The sequence below is a fragment of the Paraburkholderia sp. GAS82 genome (assembly GCF_050436285.1).
Lineage (GTDB): Bacteria > Pseudomonadota > Gammaproteobacteria > Burkholderiales > Burkholderiaceae > Paraburkholderia > Paraburkholderia phenazinium_B.
Genome location: NZ_JBNDLX010000002.1, coordinates 582,757 through 607,686, shown reverse-complemented (window position 1 = coordinate 607,686; position 24,930 = coordinate 582,757). Strand labels below are relative to the sequence as shown.

Sequence of the window (24,930 nt, the reverse complement as noted above, 5' to 3'; positions counted from 1 at the left end):
CTCCTTGTTCAGGCGAGCCGTTCGGCAATCGCCTTGCCCACTTCCGTGGTGTTGGCCCGGCCACCGAGATCGCCAGTAAGCGGACCTTCCTTGAGCACCGCCTCGATCGCGGCGAGCATCGCATCGTGAGCCTCACGCTCGGCCCCCTGGTGGTTGCCGAGGAAGTCGAGCATCATCGCCGCCGACCAGACCATCGCGATCGGATTGGCGATGTTCTTGCCGAAGATATCGGGCGCCGAGCCGTGAACCGGTTCGAACAACGAAGGAAACGTGCGTTCGGGATTCATGTTCGCCGAGGGCGCGAGGCCGATCGTCCCCGTACACGCGGGACCGAGATCGGACAGGATGTCGCCGAACAGATTGGTGGCCACGACCACGTCGAAGCGGTCCGGATTCAGCACGAAGCGCGCGCAGAGAATGTCAATGTGCTGCTTGTCCCACGTCACATCCGGATACTGCGCCGCGATGCCGGCGGCGCATTTGTCCCACCATGGCATGCTGATCGCGATGCCGTTGCTCTTCGTCGCGACGGTGATCTTCTTGCGTTCGCGCCGTTGCGCGAGGTCGAATGCGAACTTCAGGACGCGCTCGCTGCCGTGACGCGTGAACACGGACTCCTGCAGCACGAACTCACGGTCCGTGCCTTCGAACATCACGCCGCCCACCGACGAATACTCGCCCTCGGTGTTCTCGCGCACGATCCAGAAATCGATGTCGCCTGCTTTGCGCCCTGCGAGCGGTGAAGGCACGCCGGCAAAGAGACGCGCGGGACGCAGGTTGATGTACTGATCAAATTCGCGCCGGAACTTCAGCAGCGATCCCCACAGCGAGATATGGTCAGGCACCGTCTCCGGCCAGCCGACCGCACCGAACAGAATCGCATCCATGGGCTGCAGTTGCGCTTTCCAGTCGTCTGGCATCATCTGACCATGCCTCGCGTAGTAGTCGCAGCTTGCCCATTCGATGTGCTTGAATTCCAGCGCGATACCGAATTTTTTGCTGGCGGCTTCCAGCGCGCGCAACCCCTCCGGCATCACTTCCTTGCCAATGCCATCTCCGGGGATGACGGCGATGCGGTACGGCTTGTTCATGTGACTCTCCTCTGCAGATAACGAATGGTCCATTGAGCGACCCGGCGAATTGCGCAGGTTTCTCTTTCAAAAGATGGGGCCTCGGGATTCATTTTCGCTCTAACGCGAGAATCACGCTGCCAACTGCCCTACACGGTGGCCACAGGCGTCACCGGGGAGCCCACTGCGCCCGGCAAACGCAGCGGCGGTGCGGTAAGCAGAAACCGGCTGCGTCCGTTTGCGTGCAACCAGTCGGCAAGTTCGCTCAGATGCCACAATTCGCCGAGATACACGCCCAGCCGGAACAGACAGAGATCATGCAACGGATGCGAGGTATACCGATCACTTTCAGCGGCTTTGGGCGGCAACATCTCCACAGCGGCGTTGTCCGAGATCAGCGCTACCACTTCGGATTCGACAATCCAGTCGCGCAATTTCTCGTCCCGGCCGTCGAGCGCAGCGAAACTTTGGTTCAGACGGTTCATGTCGGGGTTGCCAGCCATTTCGATCAACGCTTCATCCGTACCGGTACGCAGACAGACCATGTCGCCTGGCTCGACGTCCACGCCTTGAGCGTCCATCGCTTCGCTCAACTCGGCGTAACCAACAGCGACCTTCTTCGTGCCGAAATGACGCTTGAGGTCGATCATGACGCCGCGTCCTTGCACGCCCGTCGCAGCCATGTTTTCGATCCCGAGGCGCTTGGCACCCACAGGATGCTCCACGACACGTTCGTTACCATTCCGGTAATCGATCGGCCCGACGATATCCTCTCCCGCGCGAAAGCCGTTATAGAAGACCATTTCCGGCACACCATCGCCCATGAGATCAAACCACTGCCCCATATGCGCGAGGCTGTCCCACTGCGTCGAGTACTGGAGCGCCAGATGGACCGTGTCGTCGCAGATGACATCCAGCAGATGGGGGTTATCGCGCGACAGCGGGTACGTCATGTTCGGGCGGCTGCCACGGCGCGTCGGCTCGATGCGGGGCGGTTGACGGCGCGGATTAAGCGCCGTCCCGCCCGGACAGTCGAGCGGCAAACTCAGACAGAAAACGCGACCTTCACTGACTTCTCGTATGCCCTGGAGGACCTTCTCTGGCGTCAGCAGATTGAGCCGTCCAAGTTGATCGTCGGGACCGAAGTCGCCCCAGTTCGAATCCTCCGGCCGTTGATTCCACCGCCGGGCACTGCTTGACCGCATCATCTCACTACATCTCCTATGGCAAACCTCGCGTCTTCGTCGGCACCATCCAGACCTGACCGGGTCTCTGGACCAACTTCCTCGTCGGGCATCCAGCGCGACGTATTGAAGACGCTGATGGCGATGATCAACAACGCCCCTGCGGCGATAAACGACGCCATCGAAAATCTGAGTCCGAGCGATGGCGTCACAAGCGCGATCACGTAGGGCGCAGCCACGCTCACCGAAGTCATCGCGTAGCTAATGCCGATGCCAGTTGCCCGAGCTGCGACCGGGAAACGCCGCGCCTGATAGAGCGGCAGGATGCCGAATAGTCCGTTCGCAAACATGCCCATCAGAAATGCGCCGGCACCCAGCTGAAAGTGATCGGAAACAAGCGTGTAGAGGACCGTGGACGGAATCACGATCGTCATGAAGACAATGATGGTCAAGCGCTCGCCGAAACGGCTCGCCGCATAACCTGAAAGCGGCTTGCCAATCACCGAGCCGACCGAATAAGCCACGATAAAAGGAAATATCGAACCCGAGTCCAGATGTTGAGTCGTGAGCAGGAACGTCGGATAAAGCACCTGTACGGCCCAAAGCATGAAGTTGATGCCTGCCGAAAACGCCCAGGCCTGCGCGACAGCAGGATTGAATACGAACGGCTTGAACTTTCGACCTTCCTTTTTGTGTTGCTGCTGACGCACCCAGTCGTCCGATTCCTTGACGTTACGACGCAGGAAAAGCGTAAGCAGTGCAGGCACTACGCCGATAAAAAACATCCAGCGCCAGCCGAGCACCGGAAACACAAAATGGAACGAGAGTGCCGCCAGCATGTAGCCGAACTCGTAGCCCGCGACCATGATGCCGGAGGCAAGCGGACGGATTTTTTCGGGTACGGTCTCCATCAACAGCGATACGGAGGCCGTCCATTCACCGCCGAACCCGAGGCCAAACAGGATGCGTAACGCCATGAACGACGCATAGCTCCATGCGAGCCCACTCAAGCCGGCGGCGCACGAAAACCATAGTACGGCGGCCATAAACGCGAACTTTCGGCCAAAGCGATCGGCAGCGAGTCCCCACCCAATCGTGCCAGCGATCTTGGCGAAACCCGTGGCGGTGACGATGAACGCCATCGCAGGCAGACCCACGTCGAACACCGTGCGCAGATGCGGAATCAGAAACAGGAGGATAGTGAAGTCGAACGCGTCGAGCGCCCAGCCTGCTGTCGCGGCGAAAATAATGTGCCAATGCTTCCTGAGCAAAGCTGCATTCGAATGTGTCGCCCCTTCCGCGAAGGTAGCGGGCTCCATTGCGTTGTGGGGCATGGATTGTCTCCTGATGGGTCAAAGTCCGACGTGATACGGGGCTTTACGCCCCGCTTTTATCGCTCTGGTTTGCACGGCCCATGCTTAGGCTTGCCGGGTCCGTGCGCCATGGTTCATTGCTCGATGAATTCCCGGGCAAGCTTGCGAGCCGCGTTCGCGAACATGAGAATGTCCACACCGGTCGCGACGAATGTGCAGCCAAGCTCGAGATAGCGGCGCGCGAGTGTCTGGTCCGATGTCAACGTGCCGGCTGCCTTACCCGAAGCGACGACGGTGCGAATCGCCCCCTCGATCGCCTTCTGTACCTCCGGATGAGTGGGCTTGCCGCGATATCCCATCGACGCTGCCAGATCCGCCGGGCCGATGAATACACCATCGACACCGTCGACCTCGCAGATCGCCTGTAGATTCTCGAGCGCCGTGACGGTCTCCGCTTGCACGAGCAGACAGATTTCGCTGTCCGCAATGTCCAGATAGTCGGCACGCGAGCTCCAGCGCGACGCACGTCCCACCGCACTGCCCACGCCACGAATTCCGTGCGGCGGATAGCGCACAGCGGCGACGCTCGCGCGAGCCTGATCGGCGGTATCGATCATCGGAATCAGCAGGTTGCGCGCGCCGATATCGAGCAAGCGCTTGAGCAACGCCGGATCGGCGTTCACAGGACGCACGACGGGTTCGGCGCGATAAGGCGCAACGGCCTGCAATTGCCCAAGAATGCTGCGCACGTCGTTCGGGGCGTGCTCTGCGTCGATCAACAGCCATTCAAAGCCAGCGGTCGCGCTGACTTCGGCCAGATAGGAATCGGCCATCGAAAGCCAGAAGCCGATCTGCTTCTGGCCGTTTGCGAGCGCCGTCTTGAACGGATTAAGCACGGACGTCGACGTTGCGTTCATCACGATTTCTAGCCTCCATGGGGACTTGATTGAACTGGATGGGTTCCACTTTGCCGAGCAGGAACAGATAGTTGAGCATTGCAATCACGATCAGCGCCGACGAGAACAGCAATGCCGCAACGAAGGAGCCGGTTGAACCCACGATCGCGCCCGTGACAACCGGGCCGACTACGCCGCCCATGTTCGAAACGGTGTTCTGGATACCCGCAACGCGTGACACCATGTTGCGTGGCGCGACATCTCCGGGCAGTGCCCAGACCTGGGATGCAGCGACGGTCGTGCCCGATTTCGCTACGCAGAGCAACGCGACCGCCACCAAAGGTGACGCGGCGAATGCCGCGAAGCCGATGCTCGACGCCATCAACAGGCCGATGATGAGAAACAGTTTGCGGGTTGCCGTGAGCGAGAGCCGTCCCGAGGCATACACGCGATCCGAGGCCCAGCCTGCGAAGATCTCGACGACCATCGAAAGAATGAGCGGCAACGAAGCCATGAAGCCCATTTCCATCATGCTCATGCCACGTTCCTTGACGAGATACGTCGGCAACCATGTGATGAAGAAGTAAGAGTTGTAGTTGATCATGAAGAAGCCGATACACATGGCCCAGATGTTCCGGTGTGCGAACAGTCGGTACCAGGGAACATCGGCAAGCGCGGCACCGTTCTGGCGCGGCGCTTCTTCATCGGCGCGAATGTAGGCGAGTTCGGATGCGCTGACACGCCGATGATCGGCCGGCGAGTTCTTGAACACCAACACCCAGACCACGCACCAGACCAGCCCAAGCGCGCCGGTAATCGCAAACGTGACTTTCCAGTCGAAGACCGCCAGCAGCCAGGCAATCAACGGAAGCGCGATGGCGCCGCCAAGCTTCGATCCGCTATCGAAGATGCCCGCGACGGTGGCGCGCTCCTGGCGCGGAAACCACCGCGTCGCGATGCCCGCATTGCTCGGATAGGAGCCCGCTTCGCCCACACCCAGCATCACCCTCAGCGCCACGAGCGATTTGAAACCGCTGGCGAGTCCGGTCACGGCCGTCGCGAGCGACCACCAGAATACGGCCATGCCCAGTACGATCTTCTGCCCGAAGCGGTCGGCAAGCATGCCTGCGGGCAGTTGCAGCAGCGCGTAGGACCAGAAGAACGCCGACATCACGATGCCCATCTCCATGGCGCCAAGATGGAACTCGGACTGAAGATGGGGTGCCGCGGCGGATAGCACCGTCCGGTCAATATAGTTGATCGCAATGGCTGACCACATCAGGCCAGCCACCACCCAGCGCACTTTGCTGCGGGGCTCCTGTTGCAACGCTTGGCTCAATCTCTGTCTCCGATTTTGTTGTTGATGCGAGGCGGCGCTTCAGCTCACGATGCCCATGTGCCAAGGCACAAACTCGTGATCGCCCAGGCCGAGCAGTTCGCTGCGGGTACGTTCGCCCGATGCGGCCCGCAGGATGTGCTGGAAGATGTCCTCGCCCATTTCTTCGACTGAGCGTTCGCCATCGAGGATCAGTCCGCAGTTGATATCCATGTCGTCGCGCAGCCGCTCGAACATCGGCGTGTTGCTTGCGAGCTTGATCGTGGGCGCGGGCTTCGAACCGAACATGGAGCCGCGGCCGGTCGTGAAGCAGATCAGGTTTGCACCGCTGGCGATCTGCCCGGTCACCGCGACGGGGTCGTAGCCGGGCGAGTCCATGAAGACGAAGCCGGCGCGATCAATCGGCTCGGCATATTCGTAGACGGCCTGCAGCGGCGTCGTCCCGCCTTTCATCGCAGAACCAAGCGATTTCTCGAAGATGTTGGCGAGTCCGCCTTGCTGATTACCCGGTCCTACGACGCCATTGAACTGGCCGTTGTGGCCGCGCGTGTACTGCTCCCACCACGTAAGCCGGTCGAGCAGTTTCTGGCCGACCTCCGGCGTCACCGCGCGGCGCGTCAGCATGTATTCGACACCATGAATTTCGGGGGTTTCGGAAAGGATCGCGGTGCCGCCGTGGCGCACCAGAATATCCATCGCCGCGCCCAGGGCCGGGTTCGCCGTGATACCGGAAAAGCCGTCGGAGCCGCCGCATTCCAGACCGATCTTGATGTGACTCGCGGGCACCGGACTGCGGCGAATATCGTTCGCAGCCGGCAGCATCTGCTCTATGGCAGCGATCCCTGCCGCGATCGTCGCACGGGTGCCGCCCTCGTCCTGCATGACCAGCGTGTGGACCGCGGCACCGGCCTGAAGCCCCTGCGATTCGAGCAAGGCGCCGACCTGATTGCGCTCACAGCCTAGCCCGACGATCAGCACGCCGCCAAGATTCGGATGACGCGCATAGCCGGCGAGCGTGCGGCGCAAGACATCGAAGTGTTCGCTAGGCGAAGACATCCCGCAGCCGCTGGTCTGCGCAAAGGCGACCACGCCGTCGACATTCGGGTAACGTGCGAGCCGCTCAGGCGTAAACCACGCGGCGATATTCTTGATGACGGTAGAAGAGCAGTTGACCGAGGCCAGAATGCCGATGAAGTTGCGCGTGGCGACGCGCCCATCGGGTCGCACGATACCGTTGAAGGTTGCCCGTTCGGCTTCTGCAATGTACTCGACGGGACGCACATCCAGGCAGAAACCCGGATCGCGTTCGAAATCGATCAACTCGACGTTGTGCGTATGGACGTGATCACCCGCCTCGATGTCGCGAGCGGCCCGGCCAATGACGGTGTCGTATTTGCGGATGGCCGCGCCTCGCGGAATATGTTGCGCCGCCACTTTATGACCCGCGGCAACCTGGGCGCGCATGCGGATGGCCGCATCGCCAATGGAAAGCTGTTGCCCGATGGACAACGCTTCGCGCGCGATCAGTACATTGTCCGCGGCGTTAAGCCGGATTAGCGGCTCGTTCACCATCATCTCACCAGCCTGCGACATACACGTCTCCTGTCTCTGCAAGTCCTGCGGCACCTGCTCCGCTTATCTTCGGACAAATGTTACCGGTTTATGTAACCGGTAACATAGGGCGCATGGTAGTATGCTTTTGAGACAATTACCAGCAACTTTTTTCGGGCCCGAGTGATCAACGACGTGAGCAAAACGCCTACTTCCCTGCTTGCCCCTGTCGAACGAAGCGCCTCGCGGCGCGCCCGCAAGAACTCCGGGCGCGTCACGCTCAGCGATCTTGCAACGCTCGTCGGCGTGACCAAGGTGACCGTCTCACGCGCACTGAATACGCCGGAACTGGTCTCGGTCGATACGCTGGAACGCATCCGCGAGGCTGTCCGGCAAACCGGCTACACCCCTGATCTCATCGCAGGATCGCTGGCATCGACACGCAGCGATCTCATCGTCGCGCTGATCCCCGCGATGGGCGGTAGCGTGTTTCAGGAGACCGTCGAGGCCCTCACAAGCGAGCTTGCCGCGTCGGGCTATCAGTTGCTGATCGGGCAAAGCGGCTACGACGAGTCGCGCGAGGACGCGCTGCTCGATGCAGTGATTGGCCGCCGGCCGGCCGGCATCGTGCTGACCGGCGTCGTTCACTCCCAGAGTGCGCGGCAGAAGCTGCATGCGAGCGGCATCCCGGTTGTCGAGACCTGGGATCTGACGAGCGAGCCGATTGACATGCTGGTCGGCTTTTCGCATGAGCAGGTTGGCAAAGCCGCGGCAAAATTCCTGAAGAAACGTGGCGCGCGGCGCCCCGCTGTCTTCACACCCAGCGACCAGCGCGCGCAGGCTCGCACCAAAGCGTTCCTTGAAGCGTTCGGTGGCGCCAAGACGAGCCCCGCCATCCCCGTGGTGACGATCGAGTCACCGGCAAATCTCGGCGACGGGCGGCGGGCGTTGAAGGACTTGCTTGAAAAAGATGCCGATATTGACGCCGTTTTCTGCGGCGCGGATAGCCTTGCGTTGGGCGTATTGATGGAAGCCGAGAGCCAGGGCATAGCAGTGCCTGGACGGCTGCGTGTGATTGGCTACGGTGACCAGAATTTTGCCAGAGACACCACGCCGCCTTTGTCGACCATGAGAATCGACGGCACGCGAATCGGTTCGCTTGCGGCGACCATGCTCGTCAACCGGATTGAAAACGGTCCGGACACCGAGCAGATGGTCGACGTCGGGTTTAATCTGATCGAGCGGGATAGCACCTGACGCCGTCGGCGCCAAAGCAGCACCGCCCTGTTCATACCTTCTTCATTGCTTGAGTTCGCCATTCAGGAGTGTTGGCCGATGTCGACTTCGCCATCCGGTTCCGTGCGCCACGGTAGTTCCACTTTGGTCACGTCGCTGGTCGCTGCCGCGTTCTTCATGGAAAACCTCGACGGCTCAATTATCGCCACCGCATTGCCGCAGATGGCACAGTCGTTTCACATCAGGCCAGTAGAACTAAGTATCGGTATCACGTCTTATCTGCTAACGCTTGCCGTATTTATTCCGATCAGTGGATGGATTGCCGATCGCGTCGGCGTTCGCAACGTTTTCACCGCGGCCCTCGCGATCTTCACCGGTGCATCGATACTCTGCGGCCTGACCGGCAATCTCGTCGAATTCACTGGCGCACGCATCTTGCAGGGCATAGGCGGCGCAATGATGGTGCCAGTCGGACGTCTCGCTGTGCTGCGCGTCACGCCCAAGGAACAGCTGGTGCGCGCGATCTCGGTGATCACATGGCCGGGGCTGGTCGCGCCGGTCCTCGGGCCACCGCTCGGTGGATTCATCACGACATACTTCACGTGGCGCTGGATTTTCTATCTGAACCTGCCGCTGGGCTTGATAGGGATGGCGCTGGCCTGGCGTTTCCTCAGCGCGGAGCGCGACACGGCTTCCCGCCCTTTCGACTTACTGGGCTTTGTGCTGACCGGCGTTGCGGGCACCTCGGTCATGTATGCGATGGAGGCAATCGGCCGCGCCGACACGTCCTGGCACTCGTCGCTGGTGTTTCTCGTGGTCGGCTTCGTGGCCTGCGCGGTAGCCTGGTTCCATCTTCGCCGCACCGCGCATCCGATGATCGATGTGTCCGCGTTCCGGATCAAGACGTTCGTGGTGGCGATCTCCGGCGGTTCGCTATTCCGGATCTCGATCGGCGCGGTGCCGTTTCTGTTGCCCTTGATGTTTCAGGTTGGCTTTGGCATGAACCCGTTTCAGTCGGGCTTGCTAACGCTCGCTGTGTTTGCGGGCAATCTGTCGACGAAACTCGTTACGACGCAAATCCTGCAGCGTTTCGGCTTCCGGACCGTGCTCGTCTACAACGGCGCGTTTGCCGCAGTCACACTCGCAAGCATGAGCCTGCTAAGGCCGACCACGGGGTATGGATGGATTCTCGGCGCACTGTTCGTCAGCGGCGTCGCACGTTCGTTGCAATTTACCGCCATCAATACGCTCGGTTTCGCTGACGTTCCAAAACCGCAGATGAGCGGCGCCTCGACCTTATCGAGCACGATGAGTCAGATGACAATGGGGATGGGCGTCGCAGCCGGCGCAATCGCGCTGCGAATCGCCTCGTGGTGGCACGGCCACGACGCTCAAACATTAGTGCCGGCAGATTTCAGCATCGCCTTTCTGATGGTGGCAGCGTTAAGCGTGATTGCGATATTCGATGTGTTTACGTTAGCCCCCGACGCGGGCGAACACGTCAGCGGGCATCGACGGAGCGTCGGCAAATCTTGACGGCTAAGCGGCTTTCGCCGCAGTTCGCAACTCGCCTAACAGCGCTTTTCCTGACCATGCAGGGCGTGCGTCGGCTCGCTCGGCTTCGTGCACGAGCTGGCAGAGTCGTTCGTTCACCGGCGCCGTTTGCCCCAGACGTTGCGCGAGGCGCATCACTTCGCCGTTGATCCAGTCAACTTCCGTAGCGCGCCCTGCCTCCAAATCGTCGGACATGGACGAACGCGCGAGGGGATCGATCGTCAGCATCGCGCGACCAACGCGTTCGAATAATGCATCAGGCAAGCGAAGAGCAGGCGGTATCCACGTGGCGGGAAACGGCGTCACTTTGACTGGCCGTATGCCGGCCCGCTTCAGAAGCGCGAGCGCTTCTTCCTGCGCCATAGCGAGGCAAACCCGGTACGCGCGTTGCGAAAGCTCTTCCTTGAGAGGCCGGTTCGCGAGCGCATTTATTGCATTGTTAAGATTGAGCAATAGTTTGGCCCATTGCACGGGCAGCATATCGTCGTGCTGAATCAGCGGCAGTCCTGCATTCCTGAATGCTTCGACGAACGGCTGCGTGGCCGGCGTATGCCGGATCTCCAGTTCGCCGCCCGAGCCTTGATGAAACGCACCTGGGCCGCGTTCGACGACATTGAATGGCACCATCCCTTCGAGCACCGTGTGCTGTGGCAGCGCGGCACGCAACACGTCCGCGTTGCCAACGCCGTTCTGGAAGCTCACAACGATCGTGCCGGGGCGGAGCACACCGGCTAGCTCTGCTGCGGCCGTAGGCGTCGCGGCAGATTTGACGGTGACAAGCACGAGATCGGCGGCGGCGGCGCTCGCCGCGTCCGTTGATACGTCGATCCGCTCCGGTGGCGCATGCCAGCGGCTATCGTCGTGCCGCGACAGTGTGATGCCTCGATCGCGCAACTGGTCGGCCACGCGCGCACGTCCGATGAAGGTGACGTCGCTGCCCGCGGCAAGAAGTCGTCCGCCGACATAGCAGCCAATCGAGCCAGCGCCGTAGATAAAGATCTTTGCCATGCTGGTTCTCACGGTTAGTCAGCGTATCCGGGACTACGACGGTCAAGCCGGCGCAGCAGGCCTGGCCATGCCAGCGCTCCTGGCGTGCCGCTCGTTACCGCCCGGATCTGTTCCTTGATGCCGGCGAGAATCGACTGGGGGATCGGAGTCAGCTTTGCGCCACCCGACTGGGCACGTACCTGAATCATGCAGGATGCCTCAAAGAAATACATGGCGACGAAGGCGTCCGCCGGCGAAGCGCCAACCGTCAGCAGGCCGTGGTTGCGCAGCATCAAATACGTGTTGCTTCCGAGATCCCGAACGAGACGCGGTTTCTCGGCTTCGTTAAGTGCGATGCCCTCGTAGTCATGGTAGCCAAGCGATGCCAGCACCCCAAGCGATTGCTGGGAGAGCGGCAACAAGCCCGCTTCCTGCGCCGACACTGCAACGCCGTTGACCGAGTGCGTGTGCATCACGCACAGCGCATCTTCGCGGGCCGCGTGCACAGCGCTATGGATCGTAAAGCCAGCCGGGTTGACGTCATAAGGCGATTCGACAACCTTGCGGCCGTTGAGGTCCACCTTGACCAGCGACGACGCGGTGATTTCGTCGAACATCAGGCCATACGGGTTGATCAGGAAATGGTGTTCGGGACCGGGCACGCGCGCCGAGATGTGCGTAAACACCAGGTCGTCCCACCCGAACAGCGCTACGAGGCGATACGCCGCCGCGAGATTGACTCGCGCTTCCCATTCGGCAGATGAAACTTCGTTCTTCAGATTGAGATTAGATGAGGCCACGTCGACACTCCTTATTCGATGATTCAAGCATGGGATAACCCGGGACAACGGCGAGTCCCCATGATGTTCGCGAACCGGCCTAAAATCTGTCGGGTACACGACAGGTCGACGCGCCAATGGAATCCAGCCAGAACCGCTACCGGACGCAACTCGAAACGACGCCGTGGTTCCGCGGCCTGTCCGTCGAATTGCGGGACTATCTGGTCAGCCACGCCAGCCTGGTGACGCTGGAAAGGGGTGAAGTCCTGTATCGGCGTGGCGAACAGTCTTACGGTCTGTATGCTGTGCTCGGCGGCGCGCTTGCTATCGGCACAGTCGGAGTGGATGGGAAGGAGGCGTTGCTTGCCGTATTAGGACCGACTGCGTGGGTGGGAGAAATCTCGCTGTTCGATGGGTTGCCACGTCCGAACAATGCCACCGCGGTTAGCAGGACGCTTCTGCTGCACGTGCCCGAGGCTGCGCTGAAAGACCTGCTCGACACTGCGCCCCGCTATTGGCGCGATTTTGCGTTGTTGATGGCTCAAAGGCTCCGGCTTTCGTTCGACAACGCTGAAGCGATGACCTTGTTACCGGCAGCGCAACGCGTGGCGAACCGCTTGCTGTCGATTGCGGGCGGGTATGGCGGTCTCAATGCGGCGCAGAACAGGATAAGGCTCTCGCAAGACAGTCTCGCTTCAATGGTGTCGCTGTCGCGACAGACCACGAATCAGTTGCTCAAGAATCTGGAGAGTCAACGGATAGTGAGTCTGAAATCCGGGGAGATCACTATTCTTGATTTTGACCGGTTGAGGGCGGCTAGTCTTGGGGATCTCGAGACGTGAGGGATGTCGATGTCGCTGCGTATGCCCTACGTCCGCTCGAAAAGACTTCAAGCCCAATATGCCCGCAAAAAACTCTTTCGCGCAGCTTATAGTTTGGTTAAGCTGATCTCAATCGACACGACTACGTGGAGCCGACATGGAAGTGAGCACAGAAACGCTTGTTGACATGCTGCGGGAAGTGGAAGCTGACGATCCCATCGATTACGCGGACCTCCCGTTTGGTGAGCAGGAACTCAGACGTCTCGTGATGAGTTCGCTAGTCGAGCGTCACCATCTGGTCGAAGCAGGCATGTCGGTCTCCGACGTTCACGCGCTATACCTGCTAAGCACGGCCAAGCTGGTCCTCGAAAACACGGTGCTCCACGCAAGACTGCTCATGCTCCAGGGCCAACAGGTCGATGTGCAGTCGCTGCTAGCTCCCTTTACCCTCAAAGGGAAATCGTGACCGGCTCTGCGCCGATCGATTGAATCCGGCACGTCGCCGAGGGTTGTTCGGGCGAGACCTCCAGGCTCACGAGCGTCGCAAACTGCGAGCCGCTGCGCGAGCAGCAAGAATTCCTCCGAGCGCGCCGCCAAGATGGCTTTGCCACGACACGCCGGGATAAACCGGCATCACGCCGAAGAACATAGTCAGCCCGTAGCTGCCTGCCACGAACAGCGCCACCAGCATCGCGAGGATCTGCCGCGTGTAGTAAGCCCGCGCAACCAGATAGCCAGCGTAGCCGAACACCAGACCGCTAGCGCCGATATGCACCGTGTAAGGCGCACCGAGCAGCCAGGCGCACAGGCCCGCGCCAAGCATCGCGCCGATTGTCGCCTGCCAGAAGTTCACGATGCGCGGCCACATGCATAGCCAGCCCAGGATGATCAGTGGACCCGTGTTCGACACGATATGCATCACGTTTGCATGCAACCACGGAGCGAACAGGATGCCCTGCAACCCGCTGAGTGTACGCGGCACCACTCCGTGTCGATTCAATTGCAGGAACGGCAACGCGGCCGACAGAAAAAAGATCACCCACATCGAACCGACAAAGGCACCGAGAAGGAAAATGCGTGCCCTAAGCTGCGCAAACAGCGAGTCGGCGGTGGAGGTCGGGCGTGCGAGCCGTATCGAGGGTTGTGGCATGACGAGTCACTTTACCAATGTGCCATCGCGGGGTAGTCGCGTCGCGAGCCTGCCCCTTTTGACATGCATAGTAGCGGAATCCAATTTGCCCGGCAAAGTCAATTCCGGACAGGTGAGCGTCACAGCAGGACACGCCGACCAGGCATAGGCGGGGGGCGATTTCCGCACTGCGGCACAGCGTTTGCTACGGACTGACACCGACGCCGTGCAGCAATAACAGCGCGCAAATCAATCCAACCGTATCAAGCCGGAGGCTTAAATGGACTTCCCCGTTACCGAAGAGCAGATCAGAACGCTTGCCTTTTACCTCTGGGAGAAAGACGGCAGTCCGGAAGGCAAGTCTGACGAGTACTGGCTAAAAGCGCAGAGGCAACTGGCCGGTGAGGACAAAGCACAGGACGAGCCACCGTCCGTGACGCCAAACGACGTCTGAGGTGCGAACGTCTTATTGTCCGACTAGCGCAAGTCAGCCTTGGTGCGAACGCTGAGGCGCCAATCAATAAGCGGCGAAGTCCAGAGTATCATCAACCCATCACGCATTCGGAGGGGCTGAATTGCCGTTACCCGCAAGCACCATCAAACTCGCTGTTCTGATTCCCTGCATGCTGTTTAGCGCAAGCTCGTGGGCCACCGACATCCAGTGCGAGAGCACGCGCCAACCCGCTCAGCGGATCATTTGCGACCACGCGATTCTGAATCATGAGTACGATGACGTCTATGAGCAGCAGCAAAGGCTCCTGCAAGAGGGAAAGCTGACGCCGAGCGATGTTGCCGCCTGGAAACAAAAGCGCGACGCCTGCACTGACGTGCACTGCATTGATGGCGTTTTCGCTGAAGCGAACAGCACCGTCGACAAAAGTCCCGCGAATATCGTCGCGGCGCCTGTCATGACCGCATCGGAAGCGCTTGGGCCTGCGTCAGGTGCGTTGCCCGCCTCTCAGGTCGCCGCTCAAGTCGCCTCTGCGGCAAGCCAGCAAGCGTCGAGTGTCCCCGTCTCACGCCAGGGAAGCGCTTATGGCGTGGCGCTGCCGCAGTCGGTTCCGGCGGCTGCGTCCGCCCCGGCTGAGGTCAGTGCGGCATCCGCGAACACCGTTACGGCAACCGGGAATTCGTCCAGTCCGCTCTTCATCGTTCCTGGCCTTCTGTTCGTTATTGTCGTATTAGGCGTGGGCGCGATGATGATATATCGAAGGAAGCGCGAAAGATAACTGGAGACAAAACGGCTGGCTGAACTTGCTGTATCGCACTGGTTACGAGGTAGACGAGATGGCGGACCACCCTGAAATCAAGGCACTCGTGTTCGATGTGTTCGGAACGGTTGTCGATTGGCGCAATGGTGTCGCTCGCGACGTAGGCCCATTCCTCAGCCGACACGCCCTGGCGATTGACCCGTTTGAATTTGCAGACGCGTGGCGGCGTGAGTACACACCGGCAATGGAAGAGATACGAAGCGGACGGCGCCCATTCGTCAGGCTCGATGTATTGCATAAGGAAAACCTGGCCAAGGCAATGGCCGCCTATGGAATCGATCTGAGTTCAATTCCTGACGATGAACTCGACGAACTGAACCACGCCTGGCATCGGCTCGACCCATGGCCCGATTCCGTCGAGGGACTGCTAAGACTCAAGCGCCGCTTCATGATCGCGCCGCTCTCGAATGGCAACATCCGGCTGATGGTGGATATGGCCAAACGGGCTGCCCTTCCTTGGGACGCGATTCTCGGCGCGGAGGTCGTTCGGGCATACAAGCCGTCGCCGCAAGTCTATACCGACACCGTCGAAATCCTTGGTCTGAAACCCGCCGAGGTTTGCATGGTTGCAGCCCACAACGGTGACCTGGCCGCAGCGAGACAGTGTGGGCTAAAGACAGCATTCGTCATACGACCAACCGAACACGGACCCGCTCAACAGAGCGACCTGCATCCCACACAGGCGTGGGACTTTGTAGCATCGGATATGAACGATCTGGCTACGAAGCTGGGATGCCCTACCTAGCCGTCAAGCGACAAGGAGGTCACTGTGGACGAGCCAGACCTGAGTACCCTCTACCGGAACTACCTGGATTGCCTGAATAGACGGGATTGGTCGTCGCTAGGCCAGTTCGTCGGCGACGACGTCATCCACAACGGCCGACCGTTTGGCTTGTCGGGTTACCGCGAAATGTTGGAGCAGGACGTTCGCGACATTCCGGACTTGCGCTTCGATATCGAACTGCTGGTAACCGAACCTCCGGTTATCGCAAGCCGTCTGCGCTTTAGCTGCTCTCCCAAGGGCACTTTCCTCGGATTGCACATCGACGGCAAGCGAATTGCTTTCACGGAGAACGTCTTCTACGCGTTCCGCGACGGAAAGATCGCGCAGGTATGGTCGGTGATCGACAAAAGCGCGATCGAAGCGCAAATATAATCTGCTCCACATTGCGACCGGCAATGTGGAGCGCCGTTAAAAGCGATACCCGATAGAAACAAACGAAATGATGGGATTGAGCTTGAGCTTCGTGGTGCTCGTCACAGTCCCGGCCTCCGCCGTGTGCGTCGTTAAAGTGGCTCGCGTCGATAGCCACATATACGACAACGACGCATCCACCGACCAGTGTTTGTCGATGTTATAGGCGAACCCCGCGTTGATGACCGGCGCAAAAGAACTGCTCAGCTTCGCTGTCGTAGTTCCCTCCAGCGCAGTTCCATAGGTGCTCGAGTACAGAAAGCTGCCACTCGACACGGCCTGGCTCAATTTCACGCCGCTATACCAGACGTACGATCCACCTGCGCCAAGGTATGGCCGGAAGTGACTCTGAGCGTCGTTGAAATAGTACTTCAGGAGCAGCGTCGGACTCCATTCGTAGGCCGAGCCGAGCTGCCCAAGCTCCGCAAGCGACCCGGTGCCGCTCAGATGGAATTTTGGCGGTATGCCGAATACTGCGGTGGTGGCGATATGATCGGTAATGAAATAGGTGCCCGTAATGCCGAACGTGTCGGAGTCGTCAACCGACGCGCCCGTACCACTCTCCGTCACGCTCGTGCCAAGGGCATTGACCGTAAGCGGTTTGCTCGAGTCCTGCGGCGAGAGATGGAACCATCCCAGGTTCGCGACAAAATCGCCAGCGCTTTGCGCATGTGCACCAGTACTCGCCAACAATGCAGCCGCCAGCGCGATCACGCGAATCTTCCTCATCTTGTCTCCTCCGGTTAGGTCAGTTTTTTGATAAATCAGAGGCGATTCTATGCGTACGCTCGTTCGATTCGCTATCCTATCTGTCGAATGTTGTCTCTGAAATTTGGTAAGGATTTTTGCGCTGGCGAATTAGTTCGGCATGCTTTGAATATGTGTGATCTCATTCAACGCAGCGACTGGACAAAGCCAAAAGCCCGCTGGTTAGAGCGGGCTTCCGGTTGCCTTTTGTGGAAGAAAATACTTTTGCGTCGTCGCGTCACCTGGAACATGACAACGCAATGTCATTTAACCGCAGCAGAAACTCGGTATGCAAGGGCTAGCGCGAAGATGTTGGCCTCGACTCCCTTCTCTTTTCTTACCTGCATTCGAGCGTCGACGCTAAGCTTTCGACGGCTCAAACAGCCTCGCTGCCGAAGCGAGATAAAGTGGCGACGGCTGGCGACGGTCCTCGCAAAGACATGTGTACGTCATCTTGATCACATGATCATCGTCCGAGGCGACCGCCATCTGGCACAACTCGCTCCAGTCAGCGGCGCTATTCGGAACGCTCGTTTCCGTGTTGGCTGGTCTGCCGATCATTGCGTAAGCTGCGCTTAGCGCAACCCATAAGCCGGGCAGCAATTGCTCGACGAGGCTTTCGTGAAGCTCGGCAAAGACGATTCGCGCGGCGCGCGTTGCCGTGACCGTGTGCAGCAATGTGAAGTCAGGTTTGCGCCAGTATGCGGCAATCGTCGCTCGCGCCAGATCGTCCAGCAAGGCCGCACTGGCGGGAGGCGCAAGGACCGCCGTGCCAAACCGCACATCGCTTGCAACGGCGCGCAAGCGTACCGTGATCGAGCTACCGGCGAACACCGTACCGCTTAATGCGCTAGCGGCATGATCGAATCCAGCTTCGGCACTCTCAGCCCTCGGATTTCTGTCCAGGCTAACGTCAATAGGCATATGCGACGAAATCAACGACGCCAGCCCCGCTGCAATCTCGCCGGCATGCCCCGCTTCGATGCCGTAGGCCAGCCTGATAAGCGAATGAAAGGCCTGCGTAGCAGGCGCGAAAGGAACCGCCTGCAGCACTGCCGTGATTACCGGAACAGTACCGGCGTCTACGATCCAGTCCAAGAAGCAAAGTCGTAAAGCACCGAATGCCTCACGTTCGCCCACGTGTCGCTTCCAATCGTTACGGGAGATAGTCGCGTCAACAGGCGGTGCGCTCAAGGCGTACTCGCGCTCCCACATATCGAAGAACACTTGCAGTCGATCTGGCGACGCCCCCATTTCCGCCAAGGCAACAAGCGCCATTGGGCAGTGATTGGTTGTACCTCTTGCGGCAAGGTCGAAACGTGCGTTCGCATCCAGAAGCTCGCTCAACTTGAGCCGAACCGAGTCGCTGTACATGTGACTGTCTCTCAGTCAAAGGAAGGAGGTCCCATTGTGAAAGTTCAAGTAAACTTGAAGTCAAGAGCAAATACCCGGGAACGTCATGAACGAGACGATAATCACCATCGGCGAGCTTGCGAAGCGCTCCGGCGTGGCGACAAGTGCGATCCGCTTCTACGAGGAACAGGGGCTGATTAGCAGCACCCGAACGGACGGCGGTCAACGGCAGTATCGAAGGGAGACGCTGCGCCGGGTCGGGTTCATCCGCGCCGCACAGGCCGTTGGATTGAATCTGGCGGAGATCCGCTCCGCGCTTGACGCGTTGCCCGGGCAGCGCACTCCGACCAAACAGGATTGGGAGCGCCTCTCACGGGCGTGGCAGCCTTTGCTCCAGGAGCGCATAGACGGACTGATCGCCTTGCGCGATCAGCTTGCGTCCTGTGTGGGCTGCGGATGCCTGTCGTTGAAATCCTGCTCGCTCTACAACCCCGAAGACGTCGCCCGACGGCGCGGCAGCGGTGCCCGCTATCTACTGGGCGACACTTCGCGTGCGGTGCTGGCCGAGGCTAAAGGCCAATCTTGAGTGCGCACTTTTCGTCCGTGCATGCAGGACGGATTTTCAGGCCGAGCCTGGAAATGGTCATTCGGTTTCGGGCAAATGCACGGTAGAAGGCTCGGAATGCAGGACGCATAACGGGTACGCGCAACGGCGAGATCAGCCACCCTTTGCCGACCAGCGTATAGGCGGCGATCATGCTGTCTATCCCCACGACCCACTGGCCCTCCACGGTGCGTCCATGCAGCAGCCGGTTGAGGGCGGCCGGATCCACTCCGAGGGGCGCCGGATCGAAGCCGGGTTCCGCGATGTCGACAAACGCGAGCCTGCCATGCTGATCCCACGCATGCAGTCGCGTGACCTCGGCAACGCAGAACGGACAATTGCCGTCTATGTAGAGCGTCAAGGCAGCACTCTTCATGGCATCTTCCTCTGTTGGTCATTTCCGTCATTTCTGTTTAAAGAGAAATTAATCCGGCAAGAATCCACCGTCAAGCGTTATTTCTCTCTTGACAGAAATGACTGAAGTCCATAAAGTTCCTGACATGGAACTCACACCAATTGCCGAACGATTCATCCTCCACTGGGGCGAAATGGGCTCGCGCTGGGGCGTCAACCGCACCGTCGCGCAGATTCATGCGCTGCTTTATCTGCTCGGCCGCCCAATTGCAGCAGACGAAATCGCCGATACACTCGGCGTCGCCCGCTCCAATGTGAGTACGAGTCTGAGAGAACTCCAGTCATGGCGCCTCGCCAAGGTCGTGCATGTCATGGGGGATCGCCGTGACCACTTCGAGACATCCACGGACATCTGGGAACTGTTCAAGCTGATCGTGGAAGGCCGTCGGCAACGCGAGATCGATCCAACGCTGACCATGCTGCGGGACAGTCTGGTCAGTCCGGAGATTGCCGACGAAAGCCGTGAGACGGAACAGCGCATTCGCGAGACGTTGAAGTTTCTCGAAACGCTCACCACATGGTCCGACGAGATGCTGCGGATGAAGCCCGAAACGCTAATGAAAACACTTGGCGTGGGCGCGAAGATCAGCCGTACAGTACGGCGCACGAAGAGTTAACAGAACCGACGGGCGACACGATCGCCCGTTTTTTTGCCCAGTTATTTCTGTTTATACAGAAATAACAGTATCTAAGAGAGAAAACGGCCATGAGAATCCTGATCTGCGGTGCGAACGGCTTCGTCGGGCGAGCCCTGTGCAGCGCATTCGTGCAGGAAGGACATCACGTGCTCAGAGGCGTGAGACACGCCACAAGCGAAGATGAAGTCGAAATCGATTACACAGCCGATATCGAGCCGGGTGATTGGCTACCCAGGTTGCAAGGCGTCGACGTCGTGATCAACGCGGTCGGCATCCTGGTCGAACGGGGCGATCAGACTTTCGACCACATCCACCGTCGTGCGCCAATCGCGTTGTTCGAAGCGGCATCTCGCACGGGTGTGCAACACATCGTTCAGATATCCGCGCTCGGGGCACAGAACGGCGGCACCCACTACTTCGCGAGCAAGCGTGCCGCTGACGAGTACCTGCGATCGTCGCCGGTGGCGCATCACATTCTCCGGCCGGCCTTGGTCTACGGCACGACCGGCGCGTCGTCGCGCTTCTTTCGCGCCATAGCGGCACTGCCTGTTCATCCTTTGCCTGCCGGCGGCCATCAACTGATGCGACCGATCCATGTCGACGAACTCGCGGAAATCGTTGTGCGGCTGCTTAAAGAAGGCGCATTGAGGAGCGCCGCGATGGATCAACCAATACTCGACCTGGTCGGGGGTACCCAGCTCGAGTATAGGCAGATGCTCGCCACGTATCGTGCGTCTATGGCGTTGCCTCTGGCATGGCGCATTAGCATTCCCGCTATGGTGATAGATGCAGGCGCCGCGCTTCTCGACCGCGTGCCCCACTCGATGCTGACCCGTGACACCTGGCGAATGCTTCAGATGGGAAGCACCGGCAACGTCGCGCCGACGATCCAGGCGTTAGGCCGTCCGCCCGCAGGCCTCGAAGTCTTCATCGCACCTGCCGACGCAATCCCGTTACGCCAGGCGGCATTCGCAATGTGGCGGCCCGCCATGTTACGCGGCGCATTGGCGATTACGTGGATCTGGACGGCCATCTGCAGCGCTTTTATCTATCCGCAAGCGGCGAGTCTGGCATTGCTTGCGCGCGTGCACCTACACGGCGGCATGGCTTTGGCCGCGCTTTATCTCGCAGCAGCGCTAGACGGTGTCTTTGGCATCGCCACGCTTGTGCGCCCCGGACGGCGTCTGTGGGCCATACAGATCGCGCTAATCAGCGTGTACTCGATTCTCATCGCCGCGGCGTTGCCTGAATTTCTCTGGCATCCGTTCGGCCCGATCCTGAAGAATGTGCCGATCCTGGCGCTTTTGCTCGTACTACTCTGTGAAGAAACACGGCCATGAACCTCTATCTTGCGATCAAGACGTTGCACATCATGTCGTCGGTGCTACTGGTGGGAACCGGCTTCGGCACGGCGTTCTATCTCTACTTTGCGAACCGTACTCGTTGCGTACCTGCAATTGCAACCGTTTCGCGACTGGTGGTGCGAGCCGACCTCTGGTTCACCACGCCTGCCGTCATTTTTCAGCCGCTGTCCGGCTTATGGCTGGCACATACTGCGGGCTGGTCTATGCAGACACCGTGGATAGTCGCGGCGATCGGGCTGTATCTGCTAACCGGTGCATGCTGGTTGCCGGTCGTCTGGCTGCAACTGGTCATGTCGAAGATAGCTGCTTCCGCGAACGCAAATGGCGCGACCGCTCTGCCGCCACAATATTGGCAGTATTCGACGTGGTGGGAGTGGCTAGGCTATCCGGCGTTCGCCGCGATGCTAGCGGTTTACTGGTTGATGGTATTCAAGCCGGCCTTGTAGCCTCGGAAGCCAAAAGTCGCTGCGCTACCTGCCGCGACAACTTCCCCTTCAATCCCCACCCGGCATCGCGGGACAAACCACCTGCGGATTAGCAAACTCCACGCGATTCCGCCCGCCTCGCTTCGCTTTATACAAGGCGGAGTCTGCTAGCCCGTATGCAGTATCGAAGTCAGTGCGAGCAGAATTTGCGCTGACTCCAAAACTCGCGGTAATACGACGATTCACCGGCGCAGGGAAGACGTGGCTACCAATCGCCCCGCGCATCTTCTCCGCCAGTTGCAATGCGTCGGTGAGTCCATACCCCGGCAACAACACCGTAAATTCCTCACCGCCGACGCGACCGATAACACCCTCTTCACCAACGATGCGCCGCAAACAATCGACAATGCCGAGTATCACCGCGTCCCCAACAGGATGTCCGTAGTCGTCGTTTACTTTTTTAAAGTCGTCGATATCGAGCAGGATCATCACAGCCCGATCGGCGCGCAGCGCTTTGATCGTCCGCTCGATCACGGCGCTACGATTCAATACATTGGTCAGCGCATCGTGCGTCGCACGATATTGCAGCTGTTGCGTCAGTGCATGCATCTCACGCTCGGCGCGGTCGCTGCGGCCAATCAGGCGGCGCGTCTCGCGCATCAGGCGTTCGAAATTTCCGATCAGCTCAGCCAGCGCCAGACGACACTGCTCCGCGTCGGCGTCGGCGTTCGCATGGATCGCGCGCGCCTTCTCCAGCGCCTCGCTCTCGGTCTTAAACAGGTCCGGAGCGTCGTTCGCAGCTGCGTCCGATGAGGAAGTTGAGCCCACCGTGGCCGCCCTTACGTCGCAACCGGGCAATCGTTGAACTCGATTGCCGTGAAATCGGCTTGCAGTTCCTCGCCAAACTCGAGAATGGTTTCGTCCTCGGCGTCGCGGAACCATCTCACCACCACGCGGTTCCCAGATGAAGCGGCCTGATCCAACGCGTCGAACACGCTGAACAGCATCTTCGTGCTCGAACTGTTGAAGTAAGTCAGCGTGACTTCCACTGTGATGACGGCATCGCTGCAACCCGCAAGGTACGCGCGAAGCCGCTCGATCACCGGAGCATAAAACGCGGCTGCGTTCTCAGGGTAAGACTCGCCCCTGAACGTCAGAACGTTCTGGTCAAATTGAAAATCGATTTCCGGCGACGTACTCGTGGCCGCGATATGAAGGTTGTCCATGGTGCCGACTCGTCCCTTGGTCAGATGATGGTCTTGAGGCAAAACAGCGTGGTTTCAGGGGCATCGACACGCGGATAAAAGGCAAATTCCAGCGGAGCGCTCGCGTCGCGAGCCATTGTCAGAAACCCGAGCCCCGCGCCCTTGCTCTCTTCTGGCGTATCGGAGCGCAGCGATATTTTGTACGCCTGCTTGATTTCTTCAAGCGACATGTTGCACAACGGCTCAAGCCTCTCGCGCAGATGGCTCACAGCCGACGTCGCAACAGGATTCACGCATAACATGAGATGACGTTCACCGTCCGTCGTGATGCACACCGCGCCTTCACGGATGGCTCCGCCGGTCCCGCCGCCCTCGGCGAGCGAGTCGGACGAATAGTGAATGATGTTCTGCGAGAGTTCGATAAACGACGAAAACAATTTGCGCCGGGTCGGCGCGTTGATGCCGGCCACTTCCAGTTGCAGTTTCACGACCTCACTCATCGCCGCGACTATGCTATGGGAGAAGTAGCCCTTGTGATAAAAAAGCAGGTTGCGCCTCTGAGCAAGTTCGAAAAAGGCAGCATCCTGTTCTAAGAGTTCAAACATATTCATGGACTACCCTAAGCGCGTGCAAAAAATAGCGTTACGTCGTCGCGACGCGATTGTGCGCCCTGCCAGTCGGCGAGCGCGCGCTGCAAACCTTCACATATGCCGGACAATGGTTGCGCGCGATTCTCGACAATGAACTCGAGAGCGCGGCGCCTCCCAAAAGCAATTTTTCGGGGACCGCCAATCTGATCGATCAACCCGTCTGTCGAAACGAACAAAAGACTTCCGTGCGGAAGCGCGACTGCGTTCAGCGCCCACGTATAGTCCGCCAGACTGTCGACATACCCTACGCCCATGCGTTCGCCCGGAATGCTCTCGAAGTTATCGGCATCCGGCCGCAAAACATGAAGGGCGATGCGTGCACCGGAAAAATAGAGTCGCTGCTGTGCAGCGTCGAACCAGAAGAATGCTGCGTCGAGGCCATCGTTCGACTGCGGCGACTCGCCTGCCCCATTTACTTGACCGAGCAATCCCTTGACGTTGCGATTGACTGCTGCGAGAAGAGCGGCTGGATCACGTGGTCCGATTCGTTCAAGCGCCTGCGAGAGTGAGGCCGAAGCAAGCAGCGTCATGAAAGCACCCGGCACGCCATGTCCGGTGCAGTCGGCAACAGCGCCAAACCATCCATCGGGGAACGAAGCAAAGTGATAAAAGTCGCCGCCCACCACATCACGCGGCTCCCATACCAGTTCGGCATCGGGCAACATGGACGACAACGCGTCGCGCGAAGCGCGCAACATCGCTTGCTGGATCACGCTCGCATATTCGATGCTCTGCATGATTTGCCGGTTCTTTTCCGCCTGCATCTCGGCTACGGCGCCTAACAACTGAAAGCCGCTAGCCAGTCCGGCGAACCGGCCCTGTCGCGTCACGATAAATCCATCGGAGAGCGCCTTGTTACCTACCTCGACCGTCTTGAACGTCAGCGCTTCGATGCTCATATCCGCGTCGACAATGAGCGGATCCTTGTCCATGAACGCGATGCAGCTTTTCTTGTTGTAAAGCTCGCGGTGGAACGGCTTGCTCATCTGCGACAGGAAAATATCGCGATTGATCAGACCGATGGGGCGATCGCCCTCCAGAACGGCCAAACTGACCATGTCGCCCCGCGAATAGAAAATCTCCATTGCCAGGGAGTTCGAATCGGCCGCATCGATGGCGGGGACTTCCTGACACAGGTCGCCGGCGCAACGCGGGTTTCCTGGCACGCCGGGACGACGAAACTGCGCAAGCGCGGGGTGCATTTCACG

28 protein-coding genes are annotated in these 24,930 nt (G+C 59.6%); 12 read left to right on the top strand and 16 right to left on the bottom strand.

Features of this window, described 5'->3' with window-relative positions; translation table 11 throughout:
- Positions 1–8: 8 nt before the first annotated feature.
- The 6 genes from P3T17_RS09145 to P3T17_RS09120 all read right to left on the bottom strand — a co-directional run bounded on the left by P3T17_RS09145 (position 9) and on the right by P3T17_RS09120 (position 7,371).
- Positions 9–1,091, bottom strand: coding sequence for a tartrate dehydrogenase (locus tag P3T17_RS09145; RefSeq protein WP_429287321.1), 1,083 nt, complete (start codon positions 1,089–1,091; stop codon positions 9–11).
- A gap of 128 nt (positions 1,092–1,219) precedes the next feature.
- Positions 1,220–2,278, bottom strand: coding sequence for a cyclase family protein (locus P3T17_RS09140; RefSeq protein WP_429406147.1), 1,059 nt, complete (start codon positions 2,276–2,278; stop codon positions 1,220–1,222).
- Positions 2,275–3,588 (bottom strand): MFS transporter, encoded by a 1,314-nt coding sequence (locus tag P3T17_RS09135; protein WP_429406145.1) that lies wholly within the window; start codon positions 3,586–3,588, stop codon positions 2,275–2,277. The genes P3T17_RS09140 and P3T17_RS09135 overlap by 4 nt, the downstream gene beginning before the upstream one ends.
- A 113-nt stretch (positions 3,589–3,701) precedes the next feature.
- Positions 3,702–4,484, bottom strand: a complete 783-nt coding sequence (gene hpaI / locus P3T17_RS09130) for a 4-hydroxy-2-oxoheptanedioate aldolase (RefSeq protein ID WP_429406478.1) — start codon at positions 4,482–4,484, stop codon at positions 3,702–3,704.
- Positions 4,456–5,742: an MFS transporter gene (locus tag P3T17_RS09125; RefSeq protein WP_074269272.1), complete on the bottom strand. Its 1,287-nt coding sequence runs from the start codon at positions 5,740–5,742 to the stop codon at positions 4,456–4,458. The genes hpaI and P3T17_RS09125 overlap by 29 nt, the downstream gene beginning before the upstream one ends.
- A 99-nt stretch (positions 5,743–5,841) precedes the next feature.
- Entirely contained in the window at positions 5,842–7,371 is a 1,530-nt protein-coding gene (locus tag P3T17_RS09120) for a UxaA family hydrolase (RefSeq protein WP_429406475.1), read from the bottom strand.
- 174 nt (positions 7,372–7,545) lie between these two features.
- On the opposite strand from P3T17_RS09120, the gene P3T17_RS09115 reads away from it, so the two are divergent.
- On the top strand, positions 7,546–8,607 hold the full coding sequence (locus P3T17_RS09115) for a LacI family DNA-binding transcriptional regulator (protein WP_429406144.1): 1,062 nt from the start codon (positions 7,546–7,548) through the stop codon (positions 8,605–8,607).
- Positions 8,608–8,685: 78 nt separating this feature from the next.
- Positions 8,686–10,122: an MFS transporter gene (locus P3T17_RS09110; protein WP_429406141.1), complete on the top strand. Its 1,437-nt coding sequence runs from the start codon at positions 8,686–8,688 to the stop codon at positions 10,120–10,122.
- Positions 10,123–10,125: 3 nt separating this feature from the next.
- Here P3T17_RS09110 and P3T17_RS09105 read toward each other — a convergent pair whose 3' ends face one another.
- Both P3T17_RS09105 and P3T17_RS09100 read right to left on the bottom strand, forming a co-directional pair.
- Positions 10,126–11,148: a 2-dehydropantoate 2-reductase gene (locus P3T17_RS09105; RefSeq protein ID WP_429406140.1), complete on the bottom strand. Its 1,023-nt coding sequence runs from the start codon at positions 11,146–11,148 to the stop codon at positions 10,126–10,128.
- Between the two features lie 14 nt (positions 11,149–11,162).
- Positions 11,163–11,927, bottom strand: a complete 765-nt coding sequence (locus tag P3T17_RS09100; protein WP_429406138.1) for a class II aldolase/adducin family protein — start codon at positions 11,925–11,927, stop codon at positions 11,163–11,165.
- Between the two features lie 116 nt (positions 11,928–12,043).
- Here P3T17_RS09100 and P3T17_RS09095 point away from each other — a divergent pair, with 116 nt between their 5' ends.
- Positions 12,044–12,748, top strand: coding sequence for a Crp/Fnr family transcriptional regulator (locus tag P3T17_RS09095; protein WP_074267054.1), 705 nt, complete (start codon positions 12,044–12,046; stop codon positions 12,746–12,748).
- 136 nt (positions 12,749–12,884) lie between these two features.
- Positions 12,885–13,193 carry a hypothetical protein gene (locus P3T17_RS09090; RefSeq protein ID WP_074267053.1) on the top strand — a complete coding sequence of 103 codons (309 nt, stop codon included), beginning with the start codon at positions 12,885–12,887 and terminating at the stop codon, positions 13,191–13,193.
- Positions 13,194–13,259: 66 nt separating this feature from the next.
- Here P3T17_RS09090 and P3T17_RS09085 read toward each other — a convergent pair whose 3' ends face one another.
- Complete coding sequence (locus P3T17_RS09085; protein ID WP_429406137.1) at positions 13,260–13,877, bottom strand: rhomboid family intramembrane serine protease; 618 nt, start codon at positions 13,875–13,877, stop codon at positions 13,260–13,262.
- Between the two features lie 259 nt (positions 13,878–14,136).
- Here P3T17_RS09085 and P3T17_RS09080 point away from each other — a divergent pair, with 259 nt between their 5' ends.
- From P3T17_RS09080 to P3T17_RS09065, 4 genes are all read left to right on the top strand, one after another.
- Entirely contained in the window at positions 14,137–14,310 is a 174-nt protein-coding gene (locus P3T17_RS09080; protein WP_074267051.1) for a DUF2934 domain-containing protein, read from the top strand.
- Positions 14,311–14,431: 121 nt separating this feature from the next.
- Positions 14,432–15,085: a hypothetical protein gene (locus tag P3T17_RS09075; protein WP_429406136.1), complete on the top strand. Its 654-nt coding sequence runs from the start codon at positions 14,432–14,434 to the stop codon at positions 15,083–15,085.
- 58 nt (positions 15,086–15,143) lie between these two features.
- Complete coding sequence (locus tag P3T17_RS09070; protein ID WP_429406135.1) at positions 15,144–15,872, top strand: haloacid dehalogenase type II; 729 nt, start codon at positions 15,144–15,146, stop codon at positions 15,870–15,872.
- Positions 15,873–15,896: 24 nt separating this feature from the next.
- Positions 15,897–16,283: an ester cyclase gene (locus P3T17_RS09065; protein WP_429406133.1), complete on the top strand. Its 387-nt coding sequence runs from the start codon at positions 15,897–15,899 to the stop codon at positions 16,281–16,283.
- 36 nt (positions 16,284–16,319) lie between these two features.
- Here P3T17_RS09065 and P3T17_RS09060 read toward each other — a convergent pair whose 3' ends face one another.
- Positions 16,320–17,051: an OmpW/AlkL family protein gene (locus tag P3T17_RS09060; protein WP_429406132.1), complete on the bottom strand. Its 732-nt coding sequence runs from the start codon at positions 17,049–17,051 to the stop codon at positions 16,320–16,322.
- A gap of 378 nt (positions 17,052–17,429) precedes the next feature.
- The gene (locus tag P3T17_RS09055; protein WP_429406473.1) at positions 17,430–18,347 is read right to left on the bottom strand and encodes a questin oxidase family protein; all 918 of its coding nucleotides are present in this window, start codon (positions 18,345–18,347) and stop codon (positions 17,430–17,432) included.
- A gap of 181 nt (positions 18,348–18,528) precedes the next feature.
- On the opposite strand from P3T17_RS09055, the gene soxR reads away from it, so the two are divergent.
- Positions 18,529–19,008, top strand: a complete 480-nt coding sequence (gene soxR / locus P3T17_RS09050; protein WP_429406130.1) for a redox-sensitive transcriptional activator SoxR — start codon at positions 18,529–18,531, stop codon at positions 19,006–19,008.
- Here soxR and P3T17_RS09045 read toward each other — a convergent pair.
- A complete protein-coding gene (locus tag P3T17_RS09045) occupies positions 18,992–19,402 on the bottom strand; it encodes a thiol-disulfide oxidoreductase DCC family protein (protein ID WP_429406129.1) in 411 nt (136 codons plus the stop codon). The two genes, soxR and P3T17_RS09045, sit on opposite strands and share 17 nt — an antisense overlap.
- A 124-nt stretch (positions 19,403–19,526) precedes the next feature.
- On the opposite strand from P3T17_RS09045, the gene P3T17_RS09040 reads away from it, so the two are divergent.
- From P3T17_RS09040 to P3T17_RS09030, 3 genes are all read left to right on the top strand, one after another.
- Positions 19,527–20,057, top strand: a complete 531-nt coding sequence (locus tag P3T17_RS09040) for a GbsR/MarR family transcriptional regulator (protein ID WP_429406128.1) — start codon at positions 19,527–19,529, stop codon at positions 20,055–20,057.
- An 89-nt stretch (positions 20,058–20,146) separates the two neighbouring features.
- Positions 20,147–21,418 (top strand): SDR family oxidoreductase, encoded by a 1,272-nt coding sequence (locus P3T17_RS09035; protein ID WP_429406127.1) that lies wholly within the window; start codon positions 20,147–20,149, stop codon positions 21,416–21,418.
- Positions 21,415–21,888 (top strand): DUF2269 family protein, encoded by a 474-nt coding sequence (locus P3T17_RS09030; RefSeq protein WP_429406126.1) that lies wholly within the window; start codon positions 21,415–21,417, stop codon positions 21,886–21,888. Before P3T17_RS09035 ends, P3T17_RS09030 begins: the two co-directional genes overlap by 4 nt.
- Before the next feature lie 48 nt (positions 21,889–21,936).
- Here the strand turns inward: P3T17_RS09030 and P3T17_RS09025 are convergent, their stop codons facing one another.
- Genes P3T17_RS09025 through P3T17_RS09010 form a run of 4 tightly spaced genes read right to left on the bottom strand, consistent with a single transcriptional unit; the run spans position 21,937 to position 24,924 of the window.
- Positions 21,937–22,695 (bottom strand): GGDEF domain-containing protein, encoded by a 759-nt coding sequence (locus tag P3T17_RS09025; protein ID WP_074267045.1) that lies wholly within the window; start codon positions 22,693–22,695, stop codon positions 21,937–21,939.
- An 11-nt stretch (positions 22,696–22,706) separates the two neighbouring features.
- Complete coding sequence (locus P3T17_RS09020) at positions 22,707–23,093, bottom strand: DUF1987 domain-containing protein (RefSeq protein ID WP_074267044.1); 387 nt, start codon at positions 23,091–23,093, stop codon at positions 22,707–22,709.
- Positions 23,094–23,113: 20 nt separating this feature from the next.
- On the bottom strand, positions 23,114–23,677 hold the full coding sequence (locus tag P3T17_RS09015) for a SiaB family protein kinase (RefSeq protein ID WP_074267043.1): 564 nt from the start codon (positions 23,675–23,677) through the stop codon (positions 23,114–23,116).
- Between the two features lie 14 nt (positions 23,678–23,691).
- Complete coding sequence (locus P3T17_RS09010) at positions 23,692–24,924, bottom strand: SpoIIE family protein phosphatase (protein WP_429406125.1); 1,233 nt, start codon at positions 24,922–24,924, stop codon at positions 23,692–23,694.
- Positions 24,925–24,930 lie beyond the last annotated feature (6 nt).